This is a genomic window from Iamia sp. SCSIO 61187 (genome assembly GCF_019443745.1).
In the GTDB taxonomy this organism is placed as follows: domain Bacteria; phylum Actinomycetota; class Acidimicrobiia; order Acidimicrobiales; family Iamiaceae; genus Iamia.
This window is the reverse complement of sequence record NZ_CP050948.1, coordinates 4,932,088-4,955,860: the sequence shown is the minus strand read 5'-3', so window position 1 is coordinate 4,955,860 and position 23,773 is coordinate 4,932,088. Positions and strand designations below refer to the sequence as shown.

Below are 23,773 nucleotides of genomic sequence, written 5' to 3'. Positions count from 1 at the left end.
GGGTCGCACGCCGGTCGGTTCTGAGCCAGAGGCCGGTCGCCCATGGCCGATCCCTGGCTCAGAACGGGAGGGGTCGCACGCCGGTCGGTTCTGAGCCAGAGGCCGGTCACCGGTGGCCGATCCCTGGCTCAGAACCCCGGGAGGAGGCGGGCGGGGGACAGGTCGGCGGGGGTGAGGCCGGCGGCGGCCACGTCGGCCGGGAGGGTGCCGGTGCGGACCAGGCCGGCGACCGACCGGGCTAGGGCGGGGGCCATCTGGATGCCGTAGCCCCCCTGGCCCGCGCTCCAGACGAAGGTGGGGTCCTCGGGCGCGGGGCCGGCGACGGGGGAGCGGTCGGGGGCGAAGGTCCGCAGCCCGGCCCAGGCGCTGCGGACCGACCGCAGGCCGAGCGTCGTGATGGCGTCGACCGCCTCCAGGGCCCGGGCCACGTCGATCTCCTCGGGGCGGGCGTCGCACGGCGGCGACGGCGTCTCGTCGGCGGGCGAGATGAGGGCGATGCCGGCGTCGATCCGGAAGTACCAGCGCTCGTGGACGTCGACCACCAGCGGGCCGGGGGCGACGTCGGTGGCGACCGGGCTGGTGAAGAGCGTCCGGCGCAGGGGCTGAAGCCCGATCGGGTGCAGGCCGGCGAGCCCCGCCACGGCGTCGGCCCAGGCTCCGGCGGCGTCGACGAGGACGTCGGCGGTCCAGGTCCGGTCGCCGGCGCCGACGGTCCAGCCGCGGGAGGTGCGGGCCACCGAGGTCACCCGGGCGCCCCGCTCGATCGTCCCCCCGGCCGCGGACAGGCGGCGGACGTAGGCCTGGTGCAGCACGCCGACGTCGATCTCGGAGCCGCCGTCGTCGACCACCCCACCGGCGACGCGGTCGGCCCGCAGGACCGGGCACCGGGCGAGCACGTCGGCGCCGTCGATGCGACGGACGACGTCGTTCTCGGCGGCCAGGGCGTCGAGCCCGTCGACCTCGTCGGGGCCGGCGACCCACATGGTCGCTCGGGGCGTGAGGATCGGCGTGCCGGCCTCGGCCGCCAAGGCGTCGTGGTCCGCCCGGCTGGCCCGGGTGAGCGCCCGCACCACCTCGTTGCCGTACCCGGGGAGGTACATGGCCGCCGACCGGCCGGTGGTGTGGTGGGCCAGGGCGGCCTCGGCCTCGAGCAGCGTCACCTCGGCGTCGATGGCCAGCTCGGCCGCGACCGACACCCCGGCGATCCCGCCGCCCACGACGACGACCCGGGTCACCGCGCCCAGGACACCGGCTCGGCGGGCTCGTAGGAGCACGTGGCCCCGGTCCGCACCGCGTCCCGGAGGTGGGCGGCGAGGGCGGGGTGGACGGCGTCGAGCCGGCGGATCGTGTCCCGGATCCGCTCCCGCACGGCCTTGCGGGCCCGCTCGGCGTCGTCACCCAGGCGGCGCGAGCGTCCGCCGAGGCCCGTCGCCCGGCGCAGCTCCTCGATGAGGGCGGCCCGCTCCCGGTCGAGCTCGGCCGCCCGCCCGTCGGCGCTCCGGGCCAGGGCGGCGTCGATCTCCTCGTCGAGCTGGGTCAGCCGGGTGCGGTAGGCGGCCTTGGCCCGTTCGTCGAGCACCTCGTCGCCCCCCATCGACCGGGCCGCCCGGCCCACGGCCCCGGCCTCGGGGTCGAGGAGGTCGACGGCCCGGACGCCCATGCCCGGGCGGCCCAGCAGCACGTGGAGGTCCCGGATGCCCTTGGCGTCGGGCACGTGGACGGTGGACCCGGCGAAGGTGAGCTCCCAGACGTCGCCGGCGCGCCGGAAGACGGCCTCGGCCCCGGTCTCGGTGGGGCGGGGGGCCTCGGGTGCGGCGGGCGCCGCCGCCGGTGTCGCCGTCGGCTCCCGGTCGGCCGCCGGGGCGCGGCCGGGCGCGCCGAGCTGGTCGACGACGCGGGCGAGGCCCAGGGTCCGGGCGGCCGTGCGCACCGCGTCGAGCTCGTCGGCGAGCTGGGCCGGGTCCTCGCCCCGGCGGCGCCGCAGGTCGAGCAGGTGGGCCCGGCTCCGGACGGCCCACGCCTCGGCCCCCAGCCCCTCGGCCGAGACCGATGCTGCGGCCAGGCGGACCTCGGCGGCCTCGAGGTCGCCCTGGGCGGCCTCGACCAGCCCGGCCCACAGGTCGAAGGGCCCGTCGACCGCGCCCTGGGCCATCAGCACCCACTGGCCGGCCAGCGAGGCCAGCACCGGGCGCAGCTCCGCGGCCAGCGCCGAGGCCAGGTCGGTGTCGCCGGTCGTTGCCGCCACCTGGGCCTGGAGCCGCAGCCACAGCGGGGTGAACCACCGCCCCGGCTCGGCCGGGGTCCCCCGCAGCTCGGTGACGGTGCGGGCGGCGCGCTCGGCGTCGCCGCGCTCGACGGCGGTCACGGCGCGCAGCAGCTCGGGGTGGGGGTGGATCTCGTCGGCCCGGGTGAGCAGGGCGTCGACCGCGTCGTCGCGGCCCTGCTGGAGCTCGATCGCCCAGCGCACCTGGACCACGAGGCTGGACAGGTCGTCGCGGCCATCCCGGGCCCGGGAGTCGATGGCCTCGGTCTCGTCGAGCGCGGCCCGGGCGTCGTCGAAGCGGCCCTCCAGCAGCGCCAGCTGGGCGTCGTCCCAGCGGGCGAGCGAGCGGGACCAGGCCGAGCCCAGCCGGCGGGCCACGGCCTGGACCTGCACGTGCGCCTCCCGGGCGGCGGGGTCGCCGGCCTCGACCAGGTCGAGGAACCGCAGGTGCTGGGCCTCGACGAGGTTGCCGTCGGCCCCGTTGCGGCGGGCCACCTCCACCATCTCGTCGACCACGGCCAGCCGCTCGTCGGCCCGGCCCGGCGTCCAGATGGCGTCGTGACGCACCGACAGGGCGTCCCAGAGGGCCCGATCATCGCCCGACGACCGGCACATCTCGACGGCCCTCTCGGTCAGCTCCTGCTCGCGCTCCCAGGAGGTGGTGGCCGCGCTGGGCCGGCCGGCCTCGACGACGAGCCGGCGGTGGGCCTCGTCGACCATCTCGGTCGCGGTCAGCTGGCTCTTCTCGTCGGCCACCAACCAGACCGCGGCCCGCAGGCTGAGCGCCGCCCGCGTCAGCAGGCTGGCGTCGTCGAGGGCCACGGCGATCCGGGTCGCCTCCTCGAACAGGGCCTGGGCCTGGTCGGTCTCGCCCAGGCGCATCAGGACCCAGCCCAGCTCGACCAGGGTGAAGGTCCGCTCGCGGGGGCGGTCGTCGGGGGTGATGGCCAGGGCCCGCCGGAGGTGGCCGGCGGCCTCGTCGGGCGCCATGCGGTCGGAGGCGTCGGACGCCGCCGCCCGGAGCAGGGCGAGCCGGCGCTCGAGGTCGAGGGCGGTCCCCGCCCGGTGGGCGTGGTGCGCCCGGTCGCCCGGTCGCACCAGCGGGTCGAGGGCCGGATCCGACAGCACCCCGACGAGGTCCGCGTGGCGGGCGGCGGCCACGTCGTCGGGCAGGCCGGCCACGAGGGCCTCCCGCACGAGGTCGTGGACGAAGGCGACGTCGTCCTCCACCGGCACCACCAGGCGGGCGGCGACGGCCTCCGCCAGGGCGGCGTCGAGGTTGTCGACCGGGCAGGCGAGGGCGGCGGCCACCACCGGGCGGGCCACCCGGTGGCCCAGCAGCGCCAGGGTGGCGAGGGCGTACCGGGTCGGGGCGGGGAGGAGGTCGAGCCGGTGCGCCACCACGTCGCGCACGCCGGGCGGCACCGTGTCGGCGGTGCCCCGGCTCAGCCAGAGGCGGGCCGTCTGCTCGACGAAGAGGGGGTTGCCGCCGGTGCGCCGGTGCAGGTCGTCGACCACCTCGGCGGGTGGGGTGCGGCCGGTCGTGGTGGCGACCAGGGCGCCGACCTCGTCGCGGTCCAGCCCGGTGAGGGTGACGGTGGTGGCCTTGGCCGTGAGGGCGGCGATCCCCGCCGCCAGCGGGTGGTCGGCGGTGTCGACCTCGACGTCGCGGTAGGTGCCGACCAGCAGCAGGCGCTCGTACCAGCCATGGCGGGCGACGAACTCGACCAGGCGCAGGCTGGCCGGGTCGGCCCAGTGGAGGTCCTCGAGCACGACGACGAGGGGCTGGTCGCGGGCCAGGGCGACGAGCAGGGTGGTGACAGCGTCGTGGAGGCCGAACTCGTCACCCGTCGGCCCGCCGAGGCCGGTGGCGCCCCCGCCGAGCAGGACGGACAGCTCGCCGCCGGCCTCGCGCCGGGCCTCCTCCCACGTCTCGGGGCGGGCGCTGCGGGCCAGGGCCCGGGTGACCTGCACCCACGGCCAGTGGTCCGGCGCCCCCTCCCGGTCCCAGCAGGCGCCCATGGCGACCAGGGCCCCGCCGGCGCGGGCGGCGGCCACGGCCCCGGCCACCAGCGCCGACTTGCCGATCCCCGCCTCCCCCGCCACCAGGACGAGCCCGCCGTGGCTGGTGAGCGTGCGGGCCACCTCGGCCTCCAGCACGCGTGCGGGCTGGTCCCGACCCACCAGCGCCGACGCCATGGGTCGGAGCCTACGACCGGCGAGCGACGCGCTCTGGCGGCCCGCCCGGGGACACGCCCCTGGGCCCCTTCGGCTGCGCTCGCCGGCCGAGACCGCCCGGCCCGGCGTGCTGCTGGCGGGGTGCCAGACGGGATCTGGCGCCCCTGGGGCATGACCACGCCGACCGAGACCCCCCCGGCCGCCGAGGCGGCCGCCACGTCCTCCGACCCCACCCGCCACCCTGGACGAGCCGGCTTCGCCGGCACCGACCCCGATGGTCCCCCGGCCATCGAGGCCCGGGGCCTGGTCAAGCGCTTCGGCGACACCGTGGCCGTCGACGGGCTCGACCTGACCGTCCCGACCGGCGGCGTCTACGGCGTCCTCGGCCCCAACGGCGCCGGCAAGACGACGACCCTGCGGATGCTGGCCACCCTGTCGGTCCCCGACGGCGGCGAGGCCCGGCTGATGGGCGACGACGTCGTCCACGACGCCGACGCCGTGCGCAGCCGGGTCAGCCTCACCGGCCAGTTCGCCAGCCTGGACGAGGACCTCACCGGGTTCGAGAACATGGTCCTGCTCGGCCTGCTCCTCGGGCTCAAGCGCCGCCAGGCCCGGGTGCGGGCCGACGAGCTCATCTCCGCCTTCGGCCTGACCGCGGCGGCCGACAAGCAGGTCAAGCACTACTCCGGCGGCATGCGCCGCCGTCTCGACATCGCCGCCAGCCTGGTCGTCACGCCCGACATCCTCTTCCTCGACGAGCCCACCACCGGTCTCGACCCCCGCAGCCGCAACCAGGTGTGGGACATCATCCGGGCCCTCGTGGCCGGCGGGACCACCGTCCTGCTCACCACCCAGTACCTCGACGAGGCCGACCAGCTGGCCGACCGCATCGCCGTGATCGACCGGGGGAGGGTCATCGCCGAGGGCACGCCGGGCCAGCTCAAGGCGTCGGTCGGCGGTGGCAGCCTCCACGTCCGGGTCGCCGACCCCGAGCAGCGCTTCGCCGCCGTCCGGGTGCTGACCGAGGCGCTCGGCGTCGAGGTCACCGTCGAGGCCGACCCCGCCGCCGTCTCGGCCCGGCTCGAGGACCCCGAGAAGGTCGCCGAGGGCCTGATCGAGCTGTCCCGGGCCGGCATCGCCGTCAGCGAGATGAGCCTGGGCCAGCCCAGCCTCGACGAGGTCTTCCTGGCCCTGACCGACCACCCCGCCACCCCCGAGACCGACATCGACGAGGACGCAGCATGAGCGCGATCGACACCACCACCATCGCCCACACCGAGAGCGCTCGGGTCAGCGAGGCGTCCGTCCTCGCCGTGCTCGCCACCGGCGAGCGGCCCGCCCGCCCCGGCCCCCTCTCGGCCAGCATCACCCACGGGTGGCGGGCCGTCCTCAAGATCAAGCACGTCCCCGAGCAGCTCTTCGACGTGACCATGTTCCCGGCGATGATGCTGCTGCTGTTCACCTACCTGTTCGGCGGGGCGCTGGGCGGATCGGTCTCGGAGTACGTGCAGACCTTCGTGCCCGGGATCCTGGTGTCCACCGTGATCATGATCACGATGTACACCGGCGTCGGGCTCAACAACGACATGGCCAAGGGCGTGTCGGACCGCTTCCGCTCGCTGCCCTCGTGGCGGCCGGCGGCCGTGGTCGGCGCCCTGCTCGGCGACGCCATCCGCTACGCCATCGCCTCCACCGTCATCTTGACGCTGGGCATCATCCTGGGCTTCCGGCCCGACGGTGGCGTCCTCGGCGTGCTGGGCGGCGTGGCCGTCCTGCTGGTCTTCGCCTTCTCGCTGTCGTGGGCCTGGACCTTCCTCGGCATGAAGCTCGAGACCGAGAAGGCGGTCATGGGCGTCTCGATGATGTTCCTGTTCCCGCTGAGCTTCGCCAGCAACATCTTCGTCGACCCGGCGACGATGCCGGGCTGGCTCCAGGGCGTGGTCGAGGTCAACCCGGTGACCCTCGTGGTCGACGCCGTCCGCGGCCTGATGGCCGGGTCGGCGCAGGCCGCCGACCTCGGCTGGGTGGCCGTCGCCTCCGCCGTCTTCCTCGGGGTCTTCGGCCCGCTCACCATGCGGACCTACGGCCGCCAGGGCTGAGACCGGCTCCGGCCGCCGCGGCCTCCGCTCCAGCTCCGCCCCGGGACAGCGTGGTCCCGGGGCGGAGCCGCGCCGGCGCTCGGATCAGAGCGGTCCCCGCCGCCAGGGGCCGGTGATGGCGAAGGTGATGCCCGGGCTCTGGAGGCACACGAAGAGCCAGTTGCCGCTCTTGGGCTCGAAGGTCGCCCCGGCCCACTCGCTGCCCGTGTAGTCGGTGCTGCCGTAGCCCTTGGCGTCCCGGAGCTCCGGCGTGAGGACGGCGTTGTTCTCGGCGAAGGGGAAGATGTCGCCGTCGGGGGTCAGCCCGTGCAGGTACTCCCGGCCGCTCCCGTCCTCGCAGAGGACGAGCCCGCCGCGCGGGCTGACCGTCACGTTGTCGGGGGCGTTCAGGACGTCGGCCGACGGCGACGCGAGCACGCATGTGAAGGTCGAGGCGGCCGGGTCGTAGGCGAAGACCTGGCCCTGGCCGGCGGGGCCGCCGCTGGTCGAGATGACGTAGATGACGCCGTTGCCGAACCAGGCGCCCTCGCCCCGGACGATGCGGGCCGCGCCCTTGGCCGAGGCCTGCTGCCAGCAGCTCGCCTCGCCGGGGCCCCAGTCGGGCTGGTCGACGGTGACCCACCGGGCCGTCGCCGACGTCCCCGTCGTCCACCCCGCCGTGTCGGTCGTGCCATCGAGGGCCATGGCCTCGAGGCGGCCGCCCGCGAGCAGGTCGGCGGGGTCGACGGGCACGTACCGGTAGAGGGCCGAGGTGCCGTTGTCCTCGGTCTCGTAGACGATGCCGGTGGCGGGGTCGGTTGCGGTGGCCTCGTGCGAGAAGCGGCCCATGCCCCGGATGGGGGTGGCGTCGGCCAGCCCGCGGGACGGGACCTCGAACACGTAGCCGTGGCGGGTGCCGTCCGGGTTGACCTGGGTGGTCTCTTCGCAGCTGAGCCAGGTGCCGGCCGGGGTCGGGCCGCCGGCGCAGTTGCGGATGGTGCCGCTGAGGCTGGCGTAGTCCTCGACCAGCCGGCCGGAGTCGGGGTCGAACACCAGGGTCGTGGTGCCCCCCGACGCCGTCGGGTCGTAGACCGACCCGCTGGGGGCGAAGGGGGTGCCGGTGCCCTTCTCGTGGTTGCGGACGATGTGCACCCGGCCGCGGCGGCGGAAGGCGGCCATCCCGTCGTGGTTGCTCGGGGTGGGCGTGCCGTCGGACATCACGTCGCCGGCCCAACCGAAGGTCAGGTACTCGAACCCCCGGGGCAGCTTGATCAGCTCGAGGCCGGTGGTCTGGTCGCGCACCGGCCGCAGCTCGCCGTAGCCCGCGTCGCGCCGGGGTCGACCGGGACGGCCGGGGTGGCCCGGGCGGCCGCCCGGCGCGGCGCCGGCGACCTGGGCGCCGAGGGCCGAGAAGGGCCCGGCCAGGGCGAGGCCGGCGCCGACGCCGGCCGCCGTCTTGAGGAACGATCGCCGCTCGAGGCGGTCTGAGGTGTCGGTCACGGTGGATCCTCCGTGGGGGGTCGAGGGGACGACCGGACCGTACGGAGGGCAGGTGAACGCCTCCCGGGGCCCACGTGGCGAGCGGGCGACGGCGAGGCGTCGGTTCGGTGCGGTGGCCGTCGCGACGTCAGTCGGGGAGCATCGGCACCTCCCAGGCGTCCCGGCCCAGGAGGACGGTGCGGGTGACGGCGGTCTTGCCGAAGGTGTCGCGCACGTGGTCCACGGCGCTGTCGAGGGCGGCGGTGTCGACCCGCCCGAACGGGAGCGGCATCTGCACCGGCGGGTTGTCGGCCAGGTTGCCGATGGCCACGCCGACGAGGGTGATGCCCCGCTCCTCGATGAGCGGCTGGGCCTTGGCCAGCAGGGCCCGGGCCGTGGCCAGCAGGTCCTCGGTGCGGTCGGTGGCCTGCGGCAGGGAGCGGGACCGGGTGGCCCGGGTGTAGTCCGCGAACCGCAGGCGCAGGGTCACCGTGCGCCCCACCCGCCCGGCGCCCCGCAGCCGACGGGCGACCCGGTCGACGAGGCCGACGAGCCGGGTGTCGAGCTCGGCCGGGGTCTGGGGCCGACGGCCGAAGGCGCTCTGCGACCCGATCGACCGGCGCCGCCTCCCCCGCTCGACCGGCCGGGGGTCGCGCCCGTGGGCCAGGGCGTGGAGGTGGCGCCCCGTGCCCCCGCCGACGATGGCGACGAGCCCGGCCTCGCCCACCCCGGCCACGTCGCGGACGGTGCGGATGCCCCGCTCGGCCAGCTTCTCGGCGGTGATGGGGCCCACGCCCCACAGGCGCCCGACGGGCAGGGGATGGAGGAACTCGCGCTCCCGGTCGGGGTCGACGACCAGCAGGCCGTCGGGCTTGGCCACCCCGCTGGCCACCTTGGCGAGGAACTTGGTCCGGGCCACGCCGACGGTGATCCGCAGCCCCACCCGGTCGAGGACCTCGCGGCGCAGGCGCGCCGCGATCTCGGGGGGCGGGCCGGCGATGCGCCCGAGGCCGCCGACGTCGAGGAAGGCCTCGTCGATCGAGAGCCCCTCGACCAGCGGCGTGGTGTCCTCGAACACGGCGAACACGGCCCGGCTGGCCTCGACGTAGGCCGAGAACCGGGGGGAGACGACCACGGCGTCGGGGCACAGCCGCAGGGCCTGGCGGCCCCCCATCGCGGTCTTGACGCCCCGGGCCTTGGCCTCGTAGCTGGCCGCCAGCACGACCCCGCCGCCGACGAGGACGGGCCGGCCGCGCAGGCTGGGGTCGTCGCGCTGCTCGACCGACGCGTAGAAGGCGTCGAGGTCGGCGTGCAGGATCGACGCCCTCCGTCCGGCCACGAACACACGTTCGCACACCGCCGCACCGTTGTCACCCTCCTCGGCCGTTCCCGGTAGCAGGTGGGCGACGCGCGTCCGACATCGGCCACCGAGCTCGACGCGGGGAGCGGGCGCGGCGGGGGCGGCGCCTACGAGACCAGGCGGTCGACCCGGTCGAGGACGTCGGGGCGCTCGAGGCGCCGCAGGGTCGAGGCCCGGGCGGCCCGGGCGACGGGCCCGGCCTTGGCCGGGTCGAGGGCGTTGCCGGCCATGACGGCGGCGTCCTCGGCCGTGGGCTGGAAGGCGAGCAGCGGGACGCCGCGGCGGCGCAGGCGCCGGGCCTCGCCGTCGAGGCGGGCGCGCGCCCACCGCCGGGGCAGCTGGTCCGGGGCGAGGCGCAGCCCCCGCCCGGCGATCGACATGGGCGACACCACCACGACCAGGTCGAGCTCCTCGTGGCGGAGCACGTCGGCGTTGGTGGGCGAGTGGGCGCCGCCGTCGATGTAGGCCTCGCCGTCCACGTCGACGGGGGCGAAGAACGACGGGATGGCGCACGACGCCGCCACCGCGGCGGGCAGCGGTGGTCGGGCGTCACGCCCGAAGACGACGCGCCGCCCGTCGCGCTGGCGGACGGCGCAGATCCACAGCGGGTCGGCGGGCCACCGGCCCTGGGTGAGGGCGTCGACCCCACCGGAGATCATGTCGGTGCCGACGACGCCGTCGGGGGCCAGTCCGGCGAGCACCGCCGCCGGGCGGGCGGCCAGCGGGCGCACCGCCGCCCCGGCCAGGGTGGCGGCCATGGCCCGGGCCGGGCGGAGCCGCCGGGACCCGGTGCGGTCGAAGCCCCCGCGCCGCCCCCCGCCGCTGACGGCGGCCAGCAGGCGGGCGCCCTCGGGGGAGACGCGGCCGCCGGTGTTGCGGGCGTAGCCGTCGGCGGCGCTCAGCCCGGCCCGGAGGCCGGTCCCGGTGATCGAGCCGGCCGAGGTCCCCACGATCACCTGCGCCGTGCGCGGGTCCCAGCCGGTGGCCTCGGCCAGGGCGGCCAGCACCCCCGAGTGGAAGGCGCCTCCGACGGTGCCCCCTGCGCCCAGCACCAGGCCGACCCGCGGAGCGCTCATCGGGCCAGGCTACGACCGCCGAGGACCCGCCCCCGCACCACGGGCGGGGCGGGAGCGGTCCTCGGGGAGGGCGGATCAGCCGCCGATGCCGCTGAAGTCCGTCTGGCAGCCCTCGAACTGGGCGGCCTCCTCGGCGGTGAAGCCCGCCGCCTCGGCGGCCAGCTCCTGGGCCTGCTGGCCCAGCTCGGTGGTGAGCTCGGTCACCTCGGCCTGGAGGTCGGCGTTGGTCGGGTCGTCCTGGAGCTCGGCGCTCTTGTCGACGACCTCCTGCACGGCGTCGCAGTACTCCTGGATGGCGGCGTTGCCGCCCTCCTCGCCGCCGCCGCCGTCGTCGGCCGCGCCGCCGCCCTCCTCGGTCGCGGCGTCGTCGCCGCCGTCGTCGTCGTCACCGCAGGCCGCCGCCCCTCCGACCAGGAGGGTCAGGGCCAGCATCCACGCAAGTCCACGTCGCATCGTTCGGGGTTCCTTTCGCCCGGGCGCGGCCTCCGTGGCCGCCGGAGGATGGTCACCCGATCGGGGGGCCCTGTCCTGAGTGGTCCCTACGCAACTGCCCCGGGGAGCGGTCCCCGCGGTCGGCCGACGGACGGTGCCTGGCACGTTCCGTCGGGGAGCGACGGCGGTGCCGCCCCTCAGCCGACCCGGCGGTCGACGCCCTCCCAGTAGGGCTCGCGCAGCTCGCGCTTGAGCAGCTTCCCGCTGGGGTTGCGGGGCAGCTCGGTGGCGAAGTCGACCGACTTGGGGAGCTTGAACCCGGCCAGGCGCTCGCGGGTGTGGGCGATGAGGTCATCCTCGCTCGGCTCGGCGTCGGCGGCGGGCACCACGATGGCCTTGACCGCCTCGCCCCACCGGTCGTCGGGGACGCCGATGACGGCCACGTCGGCGACGTCGGGGTGGGTCATGAGGGCGTTCTCGACCTCGGCCGGGTACACGTTCTCGCCGCCCGAGACGATCATGTCCTTCACCCGGTCGTGCAGGTACACGAAGCCGTCCTCGTCGAGGTAGCCGGCGTCACCGGTCTTGAACCACCCGTCGGGGGTGACGGCCTCGGCGGTCGCCTCGGGGTTGTTCCAGTAGCCGACCATGTTCTGGCCCGACCGGGTCCACAGCTCGCCGACCTCGCCCGTCTTCACGTCGTTGCCCTTGCCGTCGACCACCCGCAGCTCGACCCACGGGTAGGGCTTGCCGCACGAGCGCAGCAGCTCGGGGCGGTTCTCGGGGTCGTGGTCGACGCCGTCGAGCTGGGTGATGGCGCCGGTCGTCTCGGTCAGCCCGTACACCTGGATGAACTCGCACCCGAAGCGCTCGATGCCCTTGATCAGCACGTCGTCGGTGATGGGGGACGCGCCGTAGACGATGGCCCGGAGGCTGCTGAAGTCGGTCTCCTCCACCCCGGGCGTGATGAGCAGGAACTGGATGACCACCGGGACCATGAAGGCGTTGGTGATCCCGTGCTCGGGGATGGCCTCGAGGATGGCGGCGGGGTCGATGTCGCGCATCACGACGTTCGTGCAGCCGAAGTAGAGCCCGACCATGCCCCAACCGGCGCCGGCGATGTGGAACGTCGGCATCATCGCCAGGTTCACGCTGTCGGGGGTGAAGCGCCACATGTCCGCCGTGCCCGAGATGGCCCCGAAGAAGTTGTCGTTCTTGAGCATCACGCCCTTGGGCAGGCCCGTGGTCCCCGACGTGTAGAGCTGGAAGGCGACGTCGTCGCCGGACGTCTCGACGGCCGGGTCCTCGGCCGGGTGGGACGAGATCCAATCCTCGAACGACGGCCAGCGGTCGTGACCGCCGATGGCGACGACCGTCTGGACCCGGGCGAGCTGGTCCTCGATCGCCTCGACGGCGCCGAAGAAGTCGGGCCCGACGATGACGACCTCGGCCTGGGCGTCCTCGATGATCTGCTGCATCTCGGGCGGGGCCAGCCGCCAGTTGACGGCCACGCACACGGCGCCGATCTTGGCCAGGCCGAAGGTGACCTCGAAGAACTCGGCGCTGTTCTTCTCGATGAAGGCGACCCGGTCGCCGAAGCCGACCCCCGCGGCCAGGAAGGCCTGGGCCGCCTGGCTGGAGCGGGCGTCGAGCTCGCCGAAGGTGACGCTGCGCTCGCCCACCTCGAGCGCGGGCTTGTCGGGGACCTGGGCCCCGTGGACGCGGACGATGTCGGCGAGGCTGGCGATCTCGGCGGGGGCCATGGTGGTGCGCTCCTGGTGTGGCGGTGGTCACGGGCTGGGCGCCATTGCAGCACGTCGGGGCCCGCTCCGGTGCCTCGCTACCCGGCAGGTCATCGCCTTCGCTCCCGCGGAGGGCGATCGTCGTCCCCATGACCACCGCCATCACCACCCCCGCCCCGTCCACGACCCGCCCCGCCGCCGACGACCTCGTCCTGCGTCGGGTGCTCCTGGTCGACGCCGCCGTCACCGGCGCCAACGGCGTGGCCTACCTGGCCGGGGCCTCGCTGCTCGACGGCGTCCTCGGCGTCTCGGTCGGGGCCCTCCGCCCGATCGGGGCGTTCCTCGTGGCCTTCGCCGCCGTCGTGGCCGTGGTGGCGACCCGCCGGCCCGTCCCCGGCGGCGCCGTCCGCGAGCTGGCGCTGGCCAACGCCGCCTGGGTCGGGGCCAGCCTGGTCGTCGCCGCCACCGACGCCCTCGACGCCAACGGCGTCGGCACGGCCTGGACCGTCCTCCAGGCCGTCACCGTCGCCGGCTTCGCCGCCCTCCAGGTCTGGGCCCTCCGCCGCCGCTGACCCCGTCCCCGAGACCGCACCACGGAAGGTGCCTGGCACCATCCGTGGCGCACCACGGAAGGTGCCTGGCACCATCCGTGCTCAGGGGTGGGAGGGGCTCGGGGCCTCGCCGTCGAGCTCGAAGCCGACCTCGTCCTCGTAGCACCAGTACCAGTCCTCGCCGGGCTCGAAGGACTGGACGAGGGGGTGGCGGGTGGCGGCGTGGTGGGCGGTGGCGTGCCGGTTGGGCGAGGAGTCGCAGCACCCGACGTGGCCGCACTGGGCGCAGCGCCGCAGGTGGACCCAGTGGTCCCCGGTCCGCAGGCAGTCGGTGCACCCGTCGTCGCTCGGCGAGGCCCCCGTGATGGTGTCGAGGTGCGTGCAATCGGCCATCGCCCGACGGTACCGCCGCCCTACGGTGCCCGCCGTGGGAGGGGACGGCGCCAGGTACGTGAGCACGGCCGAGGTCGTCGGGGTGACGGGGGCGGTCGTGGCCGTGGACGTGATCCGCGCCTTCACGACCGCGGCCTACGCCTTCGGGGCCGGCGCCCGGGCGATCTACCTCGTCGCCGGCGTCGACGACGCCCTGGCCTTCGTCGCCGCCCACCCCGGGTCGGTGGCCATGGGCGAGATGGGCGGCCTGCGCCCCGACGGGTTCGCCCTGCCCAACTCGCCGGCCCTGGCGGCGGCGGCCGACCTCGACGGCCGGGTGGTCCAGCGCACCTCGGCCGGGACCCAGGGCGTGGTCGCGGCCGGAGCGGCCGACCGGCTGTGGTGCGCCTCGCTGGTCTGCGCCTCGGCCACCGCCGCCGCGGTGGAGGCCTCCGGGCTGGGGGCACCGACCTACGTGATCACCGGCCGCTTCGACGACCGGGCCGATCGTCCGGGGACCGACGACCTGGCCACCGCCGAGCACATCGAGGCCGTCCGCCTCGGCCTCGCCCCCGACCCGGCCGCCGTGGCCCGGGTCGTGGCCGGCACCGACGAGGCCGCCCGCACCCTGGCCCTGGGCGCCGACCACGTCGACCCGACCGACATCGACCTCGCCATCGCCGTCGACCGGTTCCCGTTCGCCATGGAGGTGACCCGGGACGCCGACGGGCTCCGCCTCCAGGCGGTCCGGCCGTAGCCGGCGGGGCGATCAGGCGGGCTCGGTGACGTGCACCTCGTGGGCCGGGACCTCGGGGGCGGCCCGGGCCAGGAGGTGGCGGGCCTCGGCCTCGACGTCGGCCCGGACCCTCCGGGGCCAGAGGGAGAACGGGGTGATGGTGACCTCGGCCCGGGATCGGGTGGCGGCCCACGTCCAGGTCCCGTCGACGAAGCCGTCGACCAGGACGGTGGCGGGGATGACGGCGTTGACCGGGATCAGCCGCCGCTGGTGCTCGACGTCGTAGATCCGGGTGCGGTCGGCGTGGCCGAGGAGGAGGTCGTCGTAGGCGGCGACGAGCCGGATCGGTGCGCCGGCGTCACCGCCGGGTCGGGGGGCGTCGGGGAGGTCGAACAGCTCGCGGCCGTCCTCGTCGCGGAAGGTCACGAGCCGGGGTCGCAGCCGCTCGAAGGTCTCGCCGAGGAACGCCAGGCCCGCCCACCTCTGGGCGTCGAGCACCGAGGCCGGGCCGAAGGCCGCCAGGTAGCGGAGCACGAGGTCGTCGACCGCCAGGTCCGGGTCGAGCGGTGCTCCGACCCACGTCTCGAGCGGGGCCAGCCGGGGCGGCCCGGACCGTCCCCACAGGGCCCGCGGCGGCACCTGCACCAGGGGGGTCAGCAGGGGCACGGCGTGGCCCAGGGCCCGGGGGTCCCGGTCGGGCCACGTCGGGGCGAGGGCCCGACCGAACTCGGCGAGGGTCAGCGGGTCGTCGTCGAGCAGCGTGCGGCCGGCCGCGGCCAGGGCGTCGAGGTCCACGCCGTCGAGGCGGCCGGCCGTGGCCGGGCTCACCCGCACGAACCGCTCGTAGAGCGGGGCGAGGAGGGGCCGCAGCCACAGGGCATCGGCGGCGGTGACGAGGTGGACGGTGCCCCGCTGCAGGCTGCACCGCACGACCGTGCGGCTCTCGAGCAGGTCGACCAGCTCCTCCGCGGTGAAGCCGTCGACGCGGCTCCACAGCCCGAAGTAGGGCGGGAACGGGGCCTGGGCCTGGGCCTGCATCCCGGCCAGGTGGGACACGACGTCGACCGCCGAGCGGGTCGTCCGCTCGAGCAGGTGCTGGCGGGCCAGCGTGGCCCGGTTCAGGTCGCGCCGGGTGAGCACCGCCTCCACGGAGGCGAGGGTAGGCCGGCCTAGGTTCGGGCCATGACCACCGCCTCCGACGCCCCCGGTCCCGCTCCCGTCGACGGCGGGCGCCTCCAGGACCGGGTGGCGGTGGTGGTCGGGGCCGGGCAGACCGCCGGCGAGACCATCGGCAACGGCCGGGCCACCGCCGTCACCTTCGCCCGCCAGGGGGCGCCGCTGCTCCTCGTCGACCGGGACGAGGCCTCGCTGGGCGAGACGGCGGAGATGGCCCGGGCCGAGGGCGTCGAGGTGGCGACGTCGGTGGTCGACGTCGCCTCCGACGACGGGCCCGACCGCATCGTCGCCGCCGCCCTCGAGGCCTTCGGGCGCATCGAGGTGCTCCACAACAACGTCGGGGTGGGCCTGGGCGACGGTCCGCCCCACCACCTGGCCGACGACGCCTACGACCGGATCATGGACGTGAACCTGCGGGCCATGTGGCGGACCTGCCGGGCCGCCGTCCCCGCCCTGCGCGCCAGCGGCAACGGCGCCATCGTGAACATCTCGTCGCTCGCCGCCATCGCCGCCGCCGGGAACCTCACCGCCTACAAGCTGTCGAAGGCGGGCGTGAACGCCCTCACCCAGAACCTCGCGCTCACCAACGCCAAGCACGGCGTGCGGGCCAACGCCATCATGCCGGGGTTCATCGACACGCCGATGGGCGTCGACGAGCCGGCCCGCTCGCTCGACGCCGACCGCACCGCCTACGCCGAGCTGCGGGCCGGCCTGGTGCCGCTCGGTCGCCAGGGCTCGGCCTGGGACGTCGCCCACGCCGCCCTGTTCCTCGCCTCGGACGAGGCCCGCTTCATCACCGGCGTCGTGATCCCCGTCGACGGTGGCCAGTCCGCCCGCGTCGGCTGACGGTCCGCCCTCCAGCTGGGTCGGGCCGTCGCCCAGCTACCGCGGCCGCCGGCGGACCGTCGCCCGGACCCCGCCCTTGGGCGACAGCGTGGCGATGCCGGTCGGTTCGGGCTCGGGGTCGAGCGGGGTGATGTCGACCCGTCGCAGCAGCTCCACCAGCGCCGCCTTGATCTCCTGGGTGGCGAGGGCGAAGCCGATGCAGCGGCGGTAGCCACCGCCGAAGGGCACGTAGGAGTACGGCACCGGCTCGTGGGCCGTGGGCGACCCCGGCACCCAGCGCTCCGGGTCGAAGCGGAGGGCGTCGGGCCACAGGTCGCCGTCGCGGTGGGACACGTACTGCGAGAAGGCGACGGTGCTGCCCGCCGGGATGAGGTGGCCGGCGAACGGGACGTCCTCGATCGCGTAGCGGGCCCCGAAGGCGCCCGGCGGCCACAGGCGCAGGGGCTCCGAGACGATCCCGCCGACGTAGGGCAGGGCCGCCAGGTGGCCGACGGTCAGCGGCTCGTCGCCGACCACCTCGTCGATCTCGGCCCGGGCCCGGTCGCGCGCCTCCGGCCGGGAGAAGGTGGCGTGGACGGTCCAGGCGACTCCGGCGCTGGTCGTGTCGTAGCCGGCGGCGATCAGGCTGACGACCTGGTCCCGCACCTCCTCGTCGGTGAGCGGGTGGTCGCCGTCCTCCTGGGCGGCCAGCAGGGCGGACAGGACGTCGCCCCGGTCGTCCGGCGTCGCCCGCCGGGCCTCGATCTCGGCGTAGATGATCTCGTCGACGTGGCGCCGGGCCCGCATGGCCCGGCGGTAGGGCGTGCCCGGCCAGTCGTGGTCGAAGCGGGCGACCGGTGAGCGGTTGACGTAGTCGATCGCCACCTGGAGGTGCTCGCCGATCTCGTCGGCCCGGTCGCGCAGGTGGTCGCCGAAGAGCGACCGGATGACGATGCGCCGGACCCCGCGGCGGAGGTCCTCGGCCACGTCGGTGGTGGCCCCGTCGCCCCAGCCGTCGACCACCAGGCCGACCTCCTCGACGATCGTCGGCAGGTAGCCCTCGACCCGGCGGACCCCGAAGGCGGGCTGCACCAGCCGGCGGCGGCGGTGGTCGTCGCCGTCGCTGACGATCAGGGCCGTGTCGCCGTCCACGGCGATGAGCAGCGCCAGCGCCTCCCGCCAGCGGAAGGACTCGGTCCGCCCGGCCATCAGCATCTCGTGGGCCTCGGGCCCGAACACGAAGACGTAGGAGTACGGCCCCCGGCCCACCCGCACGATCGGCCCGTACCGGGCGTGGAGGTCCTCGAGCGCCGGGTACGGCGAGCGCACCATCGTCGGCAGCAGTCGCACCGACTCGACCAGCCCGGGACCGGGCAGTGACCGCGTCGCTGGTCCCATCCCCCCATCCTCGCGACCGCCGCCCCGCCGTGCTCGCCCGGCGCCGACCAGCGGTGGTCAGGTCAGGGCGCGGGCGAGGCGGGCGGTGGCCTCGGCCAGGGCATCGGGCGCCAGGGTGGCGAACGAGACCCGCAGCGCCGAGTGGCCGCCGCCGTCGACGTGGAACACCGACCCGGGGACGAAGGCCACGCCGTGCTCGACCGCCCGGGGGAGCAGGGCGTCGGTGTCGACGCCGGGCAGCTCGAGCCACAGGAACATCCCGCCCTCGGGCTCGACGAAGGTCGCCCGGTCGCCCAGCTGGTCCCGGAGGGCGGCGGCCAGGGCGCCGGCCCGCTCCTGGTAGCGGGGGACGAGGCCGGCGAGGTGGGCGGCGAACCACCCCGGCCGGGTCACCAGGTCGACGGCGAGGTGCTGCGACAGCGTCGGGGTGTGCAGGTCGGCGGACTGCTTCAGGCGCGTCGCCGCCCCCCGCAGCTCGGGAGGTCCGACCATCCACCCCAGCCGCAGCCCGGGGGCGAGCGTCTTGGAGAACGTCGACAGCCACACGGCGCGGTCCGTCATGGTGACCATCGCCGGGGGCTGGGTGCCGGCCCAGCGCAGGGAGCTGTAGGGGTCGTCCTCGACGATGACGAATCCGTACCGGTCGGCGAGCTCGGCCAGGCGCCGGCGGCGGGCGACGGGCAGGGTCGTGCCCGTCGGGTTCTGGAGCGAGGGGCAGGTGTAGACGAGCCGGGGCCGCTCCCCCGCCTCGAGCAGGGCGGCGAGGGCCTCGGGGTCGAGGCCGTCCTCGTCCACCGTCACCGGGAGCACCCGGCAGCCGCCGGCCTGCAGGACCTGGAGGGCCCCGAGGTAGCCGGGGCAGTCGGCGGCGACCGTGTCGCCCGGGTCGCACAGCGATCGGACGATCAGGTCGAGCGCCTGCTGCGAGCCGGTGGTGACGAGCACGTCGTCGGGCCCGACGTCGGCGTCGCACCGGGCGGCGATCCACTCCCGGAGGGCGGGCAGGCCCTCGGTGGTCGTGTACTGGACCGTCGCCGGGTCGGCCAGGGCCGATGCCGCCGCCTCGGCCAGGGCGCCGGTCGGGAACGACTCGGGGGCCGGGAGCCCGCCGGCCAGGGAGAGGATGCCGGGCTGCTCGGTCAGCTTGAGCAGGTCTCGGATGGCCGAGGACCGCACCCCCTGGGCCCGCTGCGACAAGGCGATGGGCCCGGCCGGGCCGGCGCCCGGCGAGGGCGAGGGGTCGGCCGGGTGGGCCAGGGGCTCGGGCATGGCCGACCAGGGTGCCCCAACGGACCCCCGGGAGCGAGGGCCAATCCACCGCCCTTGGCCCGCGACCCCGGGGCGTGGCCCGGGCGGCCCCCGCCCGTCCCGGCCGAGGCCGTCTTGGCGCGGTGGTGGGGCGGGGCTGCGCCCGGGGCGCGTCGGGATGCGGCGACGCGTCCTACGGGAGGCGCTGGACGACGCGCTCGTAGAGCTCCACCAGGGGGTCGGCGAGGACGTCCCAGCCGATCTCGGCCCGGCGGCGCTCGGCCCCGGCCCGGGCCGCGGCCACGACCTCCGGGGTCAGCCCGTCGATCGCCGCCGCCACCGAGGCGACCGTGTGCCCGCACGGGATCCCGCCGGCGCCGAGCGCCTCGGCCAGGTAGGGCCAGTCGGAGCGGAGGGCGGGCAGGCCCACCCCGGTGGCGTCGGCGGCGGCGCCGGTGGCCAGCATCTCGCCGTCGGGGTCGAAGACCAGGGCCAGCACGTCGCACGCGGCCAGCCGGGTGGCGTAGGCGGCCGGGTCGACCTGCCGGTAGGGCTCGGCCACGACGATCCGGGGATCGTCGGGGACGACGTCGTCGGGTCCGAGCGACCAGCAGCAGAGCTGGACGTCGTCGCGCTCGCTGGCGGCGACGGCGTCGAGCACGACCGGCACCGGCTTCTCGGCGCGCGGCGCACCGACGACGCCGATGCGCACGCCGCCGGCGGGCAGCGGGGGCAGGCCCAGGCGACGCTCGGCCTCGGCCCGGTCCGGGAGGTGCCGCTCCCACAGCCCGCCGAAGTGCCCGTGGGGGATCACGACGTGGCGCGCGTCGGGCCCGAAGGCGTAGCGGGCGCGCATCACCCGCTCGCCCCAGGCCGAGTGGTGGATCACGGCGGCGACCGCCGTCGCCCACTCCTGGTAGATGCCGTCGTAGACCTCGGGGCGCTTCTCGTGGGGGGTGAGGTTGTGGGCCGTCCACACCACGGGGACGTCGGCGTCGGCCAGCTCGGCGATCAGCCGCCGGTGCTCGGCGAGGTCGTCGAACGCGACCCACTCGGGCCAGTGGAGGTGGAGCAGGTCGGTGTCGCGGAGCAGGTGGGTGGGGTCCGCCCGCCACCCGACCGGGACCGACGCCGGTGTCGTGACCCGGTCCCGCAGCGGCCGGCGCAGCGACCGGTCGTAGTGGTGCTGGGGCTCGGTGCTGGCGACCCGGAGGTGGGGCGTGACCCGCACCCGGTAGGCCAGCTCGGGGGCCGGGTCGAGGTCGATCTGGTGGACCCGGCCGATCTCGCCGCCGGGCGAGCGCCACTCGGCCAGCCCCTCGGTCTCGATGGCGGTGGTGGCGTGCGGGGTGGCGCACTCCCACTCGACCCGGAGCCGGCGCCCGGCGGGCTCGGGGACGGCCAGGCTCACCGAGCGGGGCGTCTCGGCGAAGGTCAGCCGGTCGTCGAGGACGAGGGCTCGGCCCTCGAGCGAGAACCTGGCCGTGCGGGTGGCGTCGAGCGGCGGTCCGGTGGCGTCACCGTCCAGTCCGCGGCCCGACACGGGCAGGGCGTCCCACGTCGCCGTGACCGACCCGTCGGCGTGGGTGAGCGTCGCCGGCAGGCCACCGGCGGTGTAGCGGCCGAAACCGGCGGTGACCAGCGGGGTCCAGCACGGCAGGTCCCGGTCGATGGGCACCTCCCACGTGCCGGGCTGGTGCGGTGCCGGCAGGTAGTGGCTGCGGGTGGTCCCCACGAACGGCACCACCAGGTCGGCGCCGGGGCGGCGGACGGCCCACGCGCCCGCGGGCCGGTCGTCCTCAAACGGGACCCAGCGGTCGCCGGCCGGGTAGGCCTCGGCCACCGGCGCGGGACGGAGGTCGGTCAGAGCGGTGGGCACCCGCCGGAGGGCCTCGGCCGCGTACCCCAGCTTCCCCAGCAGGTCGAAGGTGAGCTGGAGGCGCCGGGCCGGGCCCCGGTAGCCGTCCTGGCTGCGCCACCGGTGGGCCGTGCTCACCCCGTCGGACCCGAAGGCGGCGCGCAGGGTGGTGGCGGCGTCGACGGCCCGGCGCAGCCAGAGCGCCTCGTGGCCCGGGTCGTGCCCGTCGGCCAGGGCGACCGCCGCCAGCTCGAGCGTCAGGGCGGCCGACAGGTCGCCGACCGACCGCCCCCAGGCGACGGCGGAGCCGTCCCGGGCGCCGACGGTGCGGACCAGGGCCAGGGCCTTCTGCAGGCCCTCGCCCCACAGCGGGCCGAGGCGGTCGGCGAGGGGCTGGACGAAGAGCCAGACGTCCGCGGTGTAGATGTCGTAGCGGCCGATGCGGTCGTTGGAGTCGTCGAGGGCGCCGTGGCGGTTCTCGCCCAGCACGCCGGCCAGCCGGGCCACCAGCCGGTCGAGGGTGGCGTCGTCGTCGACCAGCCCGAGGCGGAGCTGGCCCAGGGCGCAGCGGGAGAGGACGCCGGCGTAGTTGCGGGGGAGGACGCCGGTGTCGAGCAGCTCCGCCCAGTCGGAGCTGTCGACGGCGGTGACGAGCTCGGCGCGCTGGGCGTCGGTCAGGGCCGCCGCCAACGGGTTGTCGGCGAAGGGCCCGTGGCGCAGCAACGTCTCGGCGATCCGGTACGAGAAGAACGTGTGCGTCGAGGACCCGTCGACGCCCCCCAGCAGCCGCACCAGGACCTCGTCGAGGTCCTCACCGGCCACCGTCGTCACGCCGGCCTCGGCCAGGTGGTGGAGGGTGAAGCACACGTCGGCCCGCACGTCGGCGGCCACCTCGTGGCCGGCGTAGGCGCGGGGCACCCGCCACCCGGGCAGGACCGCCTCGTGGAGGGCCTCGACGATGCCGACGGTCTCGGCGACCAACCAGTCGGCGAGGACCGCAGGGGTCGTGTCGGCGGGGGCGAGGGGTCCGGGACGCACGACGGCGGACGCTACCGCTGGCCACGGGCGGCGCATCCCGGGGTCGTGTAAACCCGGTGGGGGTCACGGGGGTGTGAGGGGGTGTGACGATGGCGCTGGGCACCACCCGGTCGGAGGGGGACGACCGCCGGGGCGCGGTGCCCGAGCCGGTCGTGGCGCCGGCGCTCGACCGACAGGGCCGGGACGCGCGGGTCACCGGCTTCGAGGCGTTCTTCCGCGAGGAGTACCCACGCCTGGTCGTCCTGCTGGTGGCGGTGACCGGCAGCCGTCCCGTCGCCGAGGAGCTGGCCCAGGAGGCCCTCCTGCGGGCCCACGTCCGCTGGGACCGGATCGTCGGCTACGAGCGACCCGGGGCCTGGGTCCGGCGGGTCGCCCTCAACCTGGCCAGCCACCACCGCCGTCGGCGCCGCTCCGAGCAGCGGGCCGTCGACCGGGTGGGGCGCCAGCGGCCGCCGGAGCCCTACGCCTACGGCGACGGCGACGACTTCTGGGCGCTCGTCCGCCGCCTGCCCCGCCGTCAGGCCGCCGCCGTGGCCCTGCACCACCTCGAGGACCGGCCCGTCGCCGAGGTCGCCCTGATCCTGGGCTGCGCCGAGGGCACGGCCAAGGCCCACCTGCACCGCGGTCGGGCCGCCCTCGCCCGCCTGCTCGACATCCCGGAGGAGCCCTGATGGAGCTCGACCACCGCGCCGCCGAGGCCGCGTCCCACCTGCGTGACGAGGTCGTCGACGGCCTCGACGTCGATTCCGCCTACGGGCGCGTCGTGGCCGGGGTGGGGGCCCGACGGGCCCGCGCCGCCGGGGTCCGGGTCGGGGTGGGCCTCGTCGTGGCCCTCGTCGCCGTGGGCGCCCTCGTCGCCCTGGTGTCGGTGGCCGACGCCGGCCCGCGGACCGGCGGCCTCGACGACGAGCTGGCCCTCGACGGCGACCTCGACGCCCGGGGCGCCGCCATCCTCGGCGCCCTCCCCGACGGGCCCCTCGACGGGCGCGAGTCGTGGCGCCTGCCCGTCGTGGCCGACGAGCCCGCCGGCGTGGAGGCCGGCGACATCGTCACCCTGTACGGCAAGGGCTTCGTGCCCGGCGAGCTGGTCGGCGCCGTGCACTGCAGCTCCGAGGCCGACACCGAGAACGCCGGTGTCGGGGCGTGCGACCTGGGCGACGGCTTCACCAACACCGTCTCGGGCAACGCCCGCTTCGACGGCAGCGTCGTCATCTCCGTGCCGATCCGGCAGATCATCACGACGCCCGACCTGGGCCGGGTCGACTGCGCCACGGCCCCCGAGCGCTGCCTGCTCGCCATCGGGGCGGCCGACGACTACGACCGCTCCGGCGGCACCTACATCAGCTTCGCCGACGCACCCCCGTTCCCCGAGGTGATCACCAGCATCGACCCGGCCGGCCCCTACACCGCCGGCCAGGAGGTCACGGTCCGGGCGACCGGCCTGGTCCCCGGGCGGCAGTTCCAGGTCCTCCAGTGCGCCGGCGAGGACCACTGCGCCTCGCTCACCCGGGGCCGGGTCGGCGCCGACGGCGCCTACGCGGCGACCGTGGCCATCGGGTCGGCCGTCGACGTCGACGGGGTGGTCGAGGAGTGCGGCGACACGTGCCGCCTCTCGATCCGCGGCATCGGCCTGCCCGAGCAGACGACGGCCCCGGTGCCCGGGGACCTGCCGCTGGGCCCGATCGGCGGTGACGGGGCGGTGGGCAGTGAGCCGCCGGTGACGGCGCCCCCGCCCGGCCCCGAGACGGCGATCCGGCCGGCGACCACCACCGAGCCGGGCCCGTCGGGCACGGCCCCCCTCACCCCCAGCACGACCGGTCCGTCCGACCCCGGCACGCCCACCACCACGGCTGTCCCGCCGTCCACCACCGCCCCGCCCGGCGAGAGCACCACGACGACCACCCCCTGACCGGGCCCGTCCCGCTGACCTCCGACGCCACCGGGCGCGTCACGGACCACCTCG

19 protein-coding genes are annotated in these 23,773 nt (G+C 76.3%); 7 read left to right on the top strand and 12 right to left on the bottom strand.

Features of this window, described 5'->3' with window-relative positions; all coding sequences use genetic code 11:
* Positions 1–128 precede the first annotated feature (128 nt).
* Both HC251_RS23910 and HC251_RS23905 read right to left on the bottom strand, forming a co-directional pair.
* The gene (locus HC251_RS23910) at positions 129–1,235 is read right to left on the bottom strand and encodes an FAD-binding oxidoreductase (RefSeq protein ID WP_219943125.1); all 1,107 of its coding nucleotides are present in this window, start codon (positions 1,233–1,235) and stop codon (positions 129–131) included.
* Positions 1,232–4,462 carry an AAA family ATPase gene (locus HC251_RS23905; protein ID WP_219943124.1) on the bottom strand — a complete coding sequence of 1,077 codons (3,231 nt, stop codon included), beginning with the start codon at positions 4,460–4,462 and terminating at the stop codon, positions 1,232–1,234. Before HC251_RS23905 ends, HC251_RS23910 begins: the two co-directional genes overlap by 4 nt.
* 150 nt (positions 4,463–4,612) lie before the next feature.
* On the opposite strand from HC251_RS23905, the gene HC251_RS23900 reads away from it, so the two are divergent.
* Both HC251_RS23900 and HC251_RS23895 read left to right on the top strand, forming a co-directional pair.
* Positions 4,613–5,686 (top strand): ATP-binding cassette domain-containing protein, encoded by a 1,074-nt coding sequence (locus HC251_RS23900; RefSeq protein ID WP_219943123.1) that lies wholly within the window; start codon positions 4,613–4,615, stop codon positions 5,684–5,686.
* On the top strand, positions 5,683–6,540 hold the full coding sequence (locus HC251_RS23895) for an ABC transporter permease (protein WP_219943122.1): 858 nt from the start codon (positions 5,683–5,685) through the stop codon (positions 6,538–6,540). Before HC251_RS23900 ends, HC251_RS23895 begins: the two co-directional genes overlap by 4 nt.
* Before the next feature lie 84 nt (positions 6,541–6,624).
* On the opposite strand, the gene HC251_RS23890 is transcribed toward HC251_RS23895, so the two are convergent.
* The 5 genes from HC251_RS23890 to HC251_RS23870 form a co-directional block, all read right to left on the bottom strand.
* A complete protein-coding gene (locus HC251_RS23890; RefSeq protein ID WP_219943121.1) occupies positions 6,625–8,019 on the bottom strand; it encodes an alkaline phosphatase PhoX in 1,395 nt (464 codons plus the stop codon).
* A gap of 127 nt (positions 8,020–8,146) precedes the next feature.
* Positions 8,147–9,343: a DNA polymerase IV gene (dinB, locus tag HC251_RS23885; RefSeq protein WP_370651321.1), complete on the bottom strand. Its 1,197-nt coding sequence runs from the start codon at positions 9,341–9,343 to the stop codon at positions 8,147–8,149.
* A gap of 122 nt (positions 9,344–9,465) precedes the next feature.
* Positions 9,466–10,434, bottom strand: a complete 969-nt coding sequence (locus HC251_RS23880; protein WP_219943119.1) for a patatin-like phospholipase family protein — start codon at positions 10,432–10,434, stop codon at positions 9,466–9,468.
* Between the two features lie 75 nt (positions 10,435–10,509).
* Positions 10,510–10,887 carry a hypothetical protein gene (locus HC251_RS23875; protein ID WP_219943118.1) on the bottom strand — a complete coding sequence of 126 codons (378 nt, stop codon included), beginning with the start codon at positions 10,885–10,887 and terminating at the stop codon, positions 10,510–10,512.
* Between the two features lie 176 nt (positions 10,888–11,063).
* The gene (locus HC251_RS23870; protein WP_219943117.1) at positions 11,064–12,629 is read right to left on the bottom strand and encodes a long-chain-fatty-acid--CoA ligase; all 1,566 of its coding nucleotides are present in this window, start codon (positions 12,627–12,629) and stop codon (positions 11,064–11,066) included.
* Between the two features lie 128 nt (positions 12,630–12,757).
* On the opposite strand from HC251_RS23870, the gene HC251_RS23865 reads away from it, so the two are divergent.
* Complete coding sequence (locus tag HC251_RS23865; RefSeq protein WP_219943116.1) at positions 12,758–13,180, top strand: hypothetical protein; 423 nt, start codon at positions 12,758–12,760, stop codon at positions 13,178–13,180.
* Between the two features lie 81 nt (positions 13,181–13,261).
* Here the strand turns inward: HC251_RS23865 and HC251_RS23860 are convergent, their stop codons facing one another.
* On the bottom strand, positions 13,262–13,552 hold the full coding sequence (locus HC251_RS23860) for a UBP-type zinc finger domain-containing protein (RefSeq protein WP_219943115.1): 291 nt from the start codon (positions 13,550–13,552) through the stop codon (positions 13,262–13,264).
* 34 nt (positions 13,553–13,586) lie between these two features.
* Here HC251_RS23860 and HC251_RS23855 point away from each other — a divergent pair, with 34 nt between their 5' ends.
* A complete protein-coding gene (locus tag HC251_RS23855) occupies positions 13,587–14,288 on the top strand; it encodes a 2-phosphosulfolactate phosphatase (protein WP_219943114.1) in 702 nt (233 codons plus the stop codon).
* Between the two features lie 12 nt (positions 14,289–14,300).
* Here the strand turns inward: HC251_RS23855 and HC251_RS23850 are convergent, their stop codons facing one another.
* Positions 14,301–15,416 carry a winged helix DNA-binding domain-containing protein gene (locus HC251_RS23850; protein ID WP_219943113.1) on the bottom strand — a complete coding sequence of 372 codons (1,116 nt, stop codon included), beginning with the start codon at positions 15,414–15,416 and terminating at the stop codon, positions 14,301–14,303.
* Positions 15,417–15,449: 33 nt separating this feature from the next.
* On the opposite strand from HC251_RS23850, the gene HC251_RS23845 reads away from it, so the two are divergent.
* Entirely contained in the window at positions 15,450–16,289 is an 840-nt protein-coding gene (locus tag HC251_RS23845) for an SDR family NAD(P)-dependent oxidoreductase (RefSeq protein ID WP_219943112.1), read from the top strand.
* 36 nt (positions 16,290–16,325) lie between these two features.
* Here the strand turns inward: HC251_RS23845 and HC251_RS23840 are convergent, their stop codons facing one another.
* From HC251_RS23840 to HC251_RS23830, 3 genes are all read right to left on the bottom strand, one after another.
* Positions 16,326–17,666 (bottom strand): cytochrome P450, encoded by a 1,341-nt coding sequence (locus HC251_RS23840; protein WP_219943111.1) that lies wholly within the window; start codon positions 17,664–17,666, stop codon positions 16,326–16,328.
* Between the two features lie 57 nt (positions 17,667–17,723).
* Positions 17,724–18,935, bottom strand: coding sequence for a PLP-dependent aminotransferase family protein (locus HC251_RS23835; protein ID WP_219943110.1), 1,212 nt, complete (start codon positions 18,933–18,935; stop codon positions 17,724–17,726).
* A gap of 172 nt (positions 18,936–19,107) precedes the next feature.
* The gene (locus HC251_RS23830) at positions 19,108–21,810 is read right to left on the bottom strand and encodes a hypothetical protein (protein WP_219943109.1); all 2,703 of its coding nucleotides are present in this window, start codon (positions 21,808–21,810) and stop codon (positions 19,108–19,110) included.
* 89 nt (positions 21,811–21,899) lie between these two features.
* Here HC251_RS23830 and HC251_RS23825 point away from each other — a divergent pair, with 89 nt between their 5' ends.
* Both HC251_RS23825 and HC251_RS23820 read left to right on the top strand, forming a co-directional pair.
* Positions 21,900–22,481 (top strand): sigma-70 family RNA polymerase sigma factor, encoded by a 582-nt coding sequence (locus HC251_RS23825; RefSeq protein WP_219943108.1) that lies wholly within the window; start codon positions 21,900–21,902, stop codon positions 22,479–22,481.
* Positions 22,481–23,719 (top strand): hypothetical protein, encoded by a 1,239-nt coding sequence (locus HC251_RS23820; protein ID WP_219943107.1) that lies wholly within the window; start codon positions 22,481–22,483, stop codon positions 23,717–23,719. The genes HC251_RS23825 and HC251_RS23820 overlap by 1 nt, the downstream gene beginning before the upstream one ends.
* Positions 23,720–23,773: the final 54 nt, after the last annotated feature.

Bases quoted from the DNA above. Each gene is read 5' to 3' on its own strand.
- HC251_RS23905 (WP_219943124.1), bottom strand. From the start codon at position 4,462: ATGGCGTCGGCGCTGGTGGGTCGGGACCAGCCCGCACGCGTGCTGGAG.
- HC251_RS23860 (WP_219943115.1), bottom strand. From the start codon at position 13,552: ATGGCCGATTGCACGCACCTCGACACCATCACGGGGGCCTCGCCGAGC.
- HC251_RS23895 (WP_219943122.1), top strand. From the start codon at position 5,683: ATGAGCGCGATCGACACCACCACCATCGCCCACACCGAGAGCGCTCGG.
- HC251_RS23870 (WP_219943117.1), bottom strand. From the start codon at position 12,629: ATGGCCCCCGCCGAGATCGCCAGCCTCGCCGACATCGTCCGCGTCCAC.
- HC251_RS23845 (WP_219943112.1), top strand. From the start codon at position 15,450: ATGACCACCGCCTCCGACGCCCCCGGTCCCGCTCCCGTCGACGGCGGG.
- HC251_RS23865 (WP_219943116.1), top strand. From the start codon at position 12,758: ATGACCACCGCCATCACCACCCCCGCCCCGTCCACGACCCGCCCCGCC.
- HC251_RS23835 (WP_219943110.1), bottom strand. From the start codon at position 18,935: ATGCCCGAGCCCCTGGCCCACCCGGCCGACCCCTCGCCCTCGCCGGGC.
- HC251_RS23880 (WP_219943119.1), bottom strand. From the start codon at position 10,434: ATGAGCGCTCCGCGGGTCGGCCTGGTGCTGGGCGCAGGGGGCACCGTC.
- HC251_RS23840 (WP_219943111.1), bottom strand. From the start codon at position 17,666: ATGGGACCAGCGACGCGGTCACTGCCCGGTCCCGGGCTGGTCGAGTCG.
- HC251_RS23825 (WP_219943108.1), top strand. From the start codon at position 21,900: ATGGCGCTGGGCACCACCCGGTCGGAGGGGGACGACCGCCGGGGCGCG.
- HC251_RS23875 (WP_219943118.1), bottom strand. From the start codon at position 10,887: ATGCGACGTGGACTTGCGTGGATGCTGGCCCTGACCCTCCTGGTCGGA.
- HC251_RS23900 (WP_219943123.1), top strand. From the start codon at position 4,613: ATGACCACGCCGACCGAGACCCCCCCGGCCGCCGAGGCGGCCGCCACG.
- HC251_RS23820 (WP_219943107.1), top strand. From the start codon at position 22,481: ATGGAGCTCGACCACCGCGCCGCCGAGGCCGCGTCCCACCTGCGTGAC.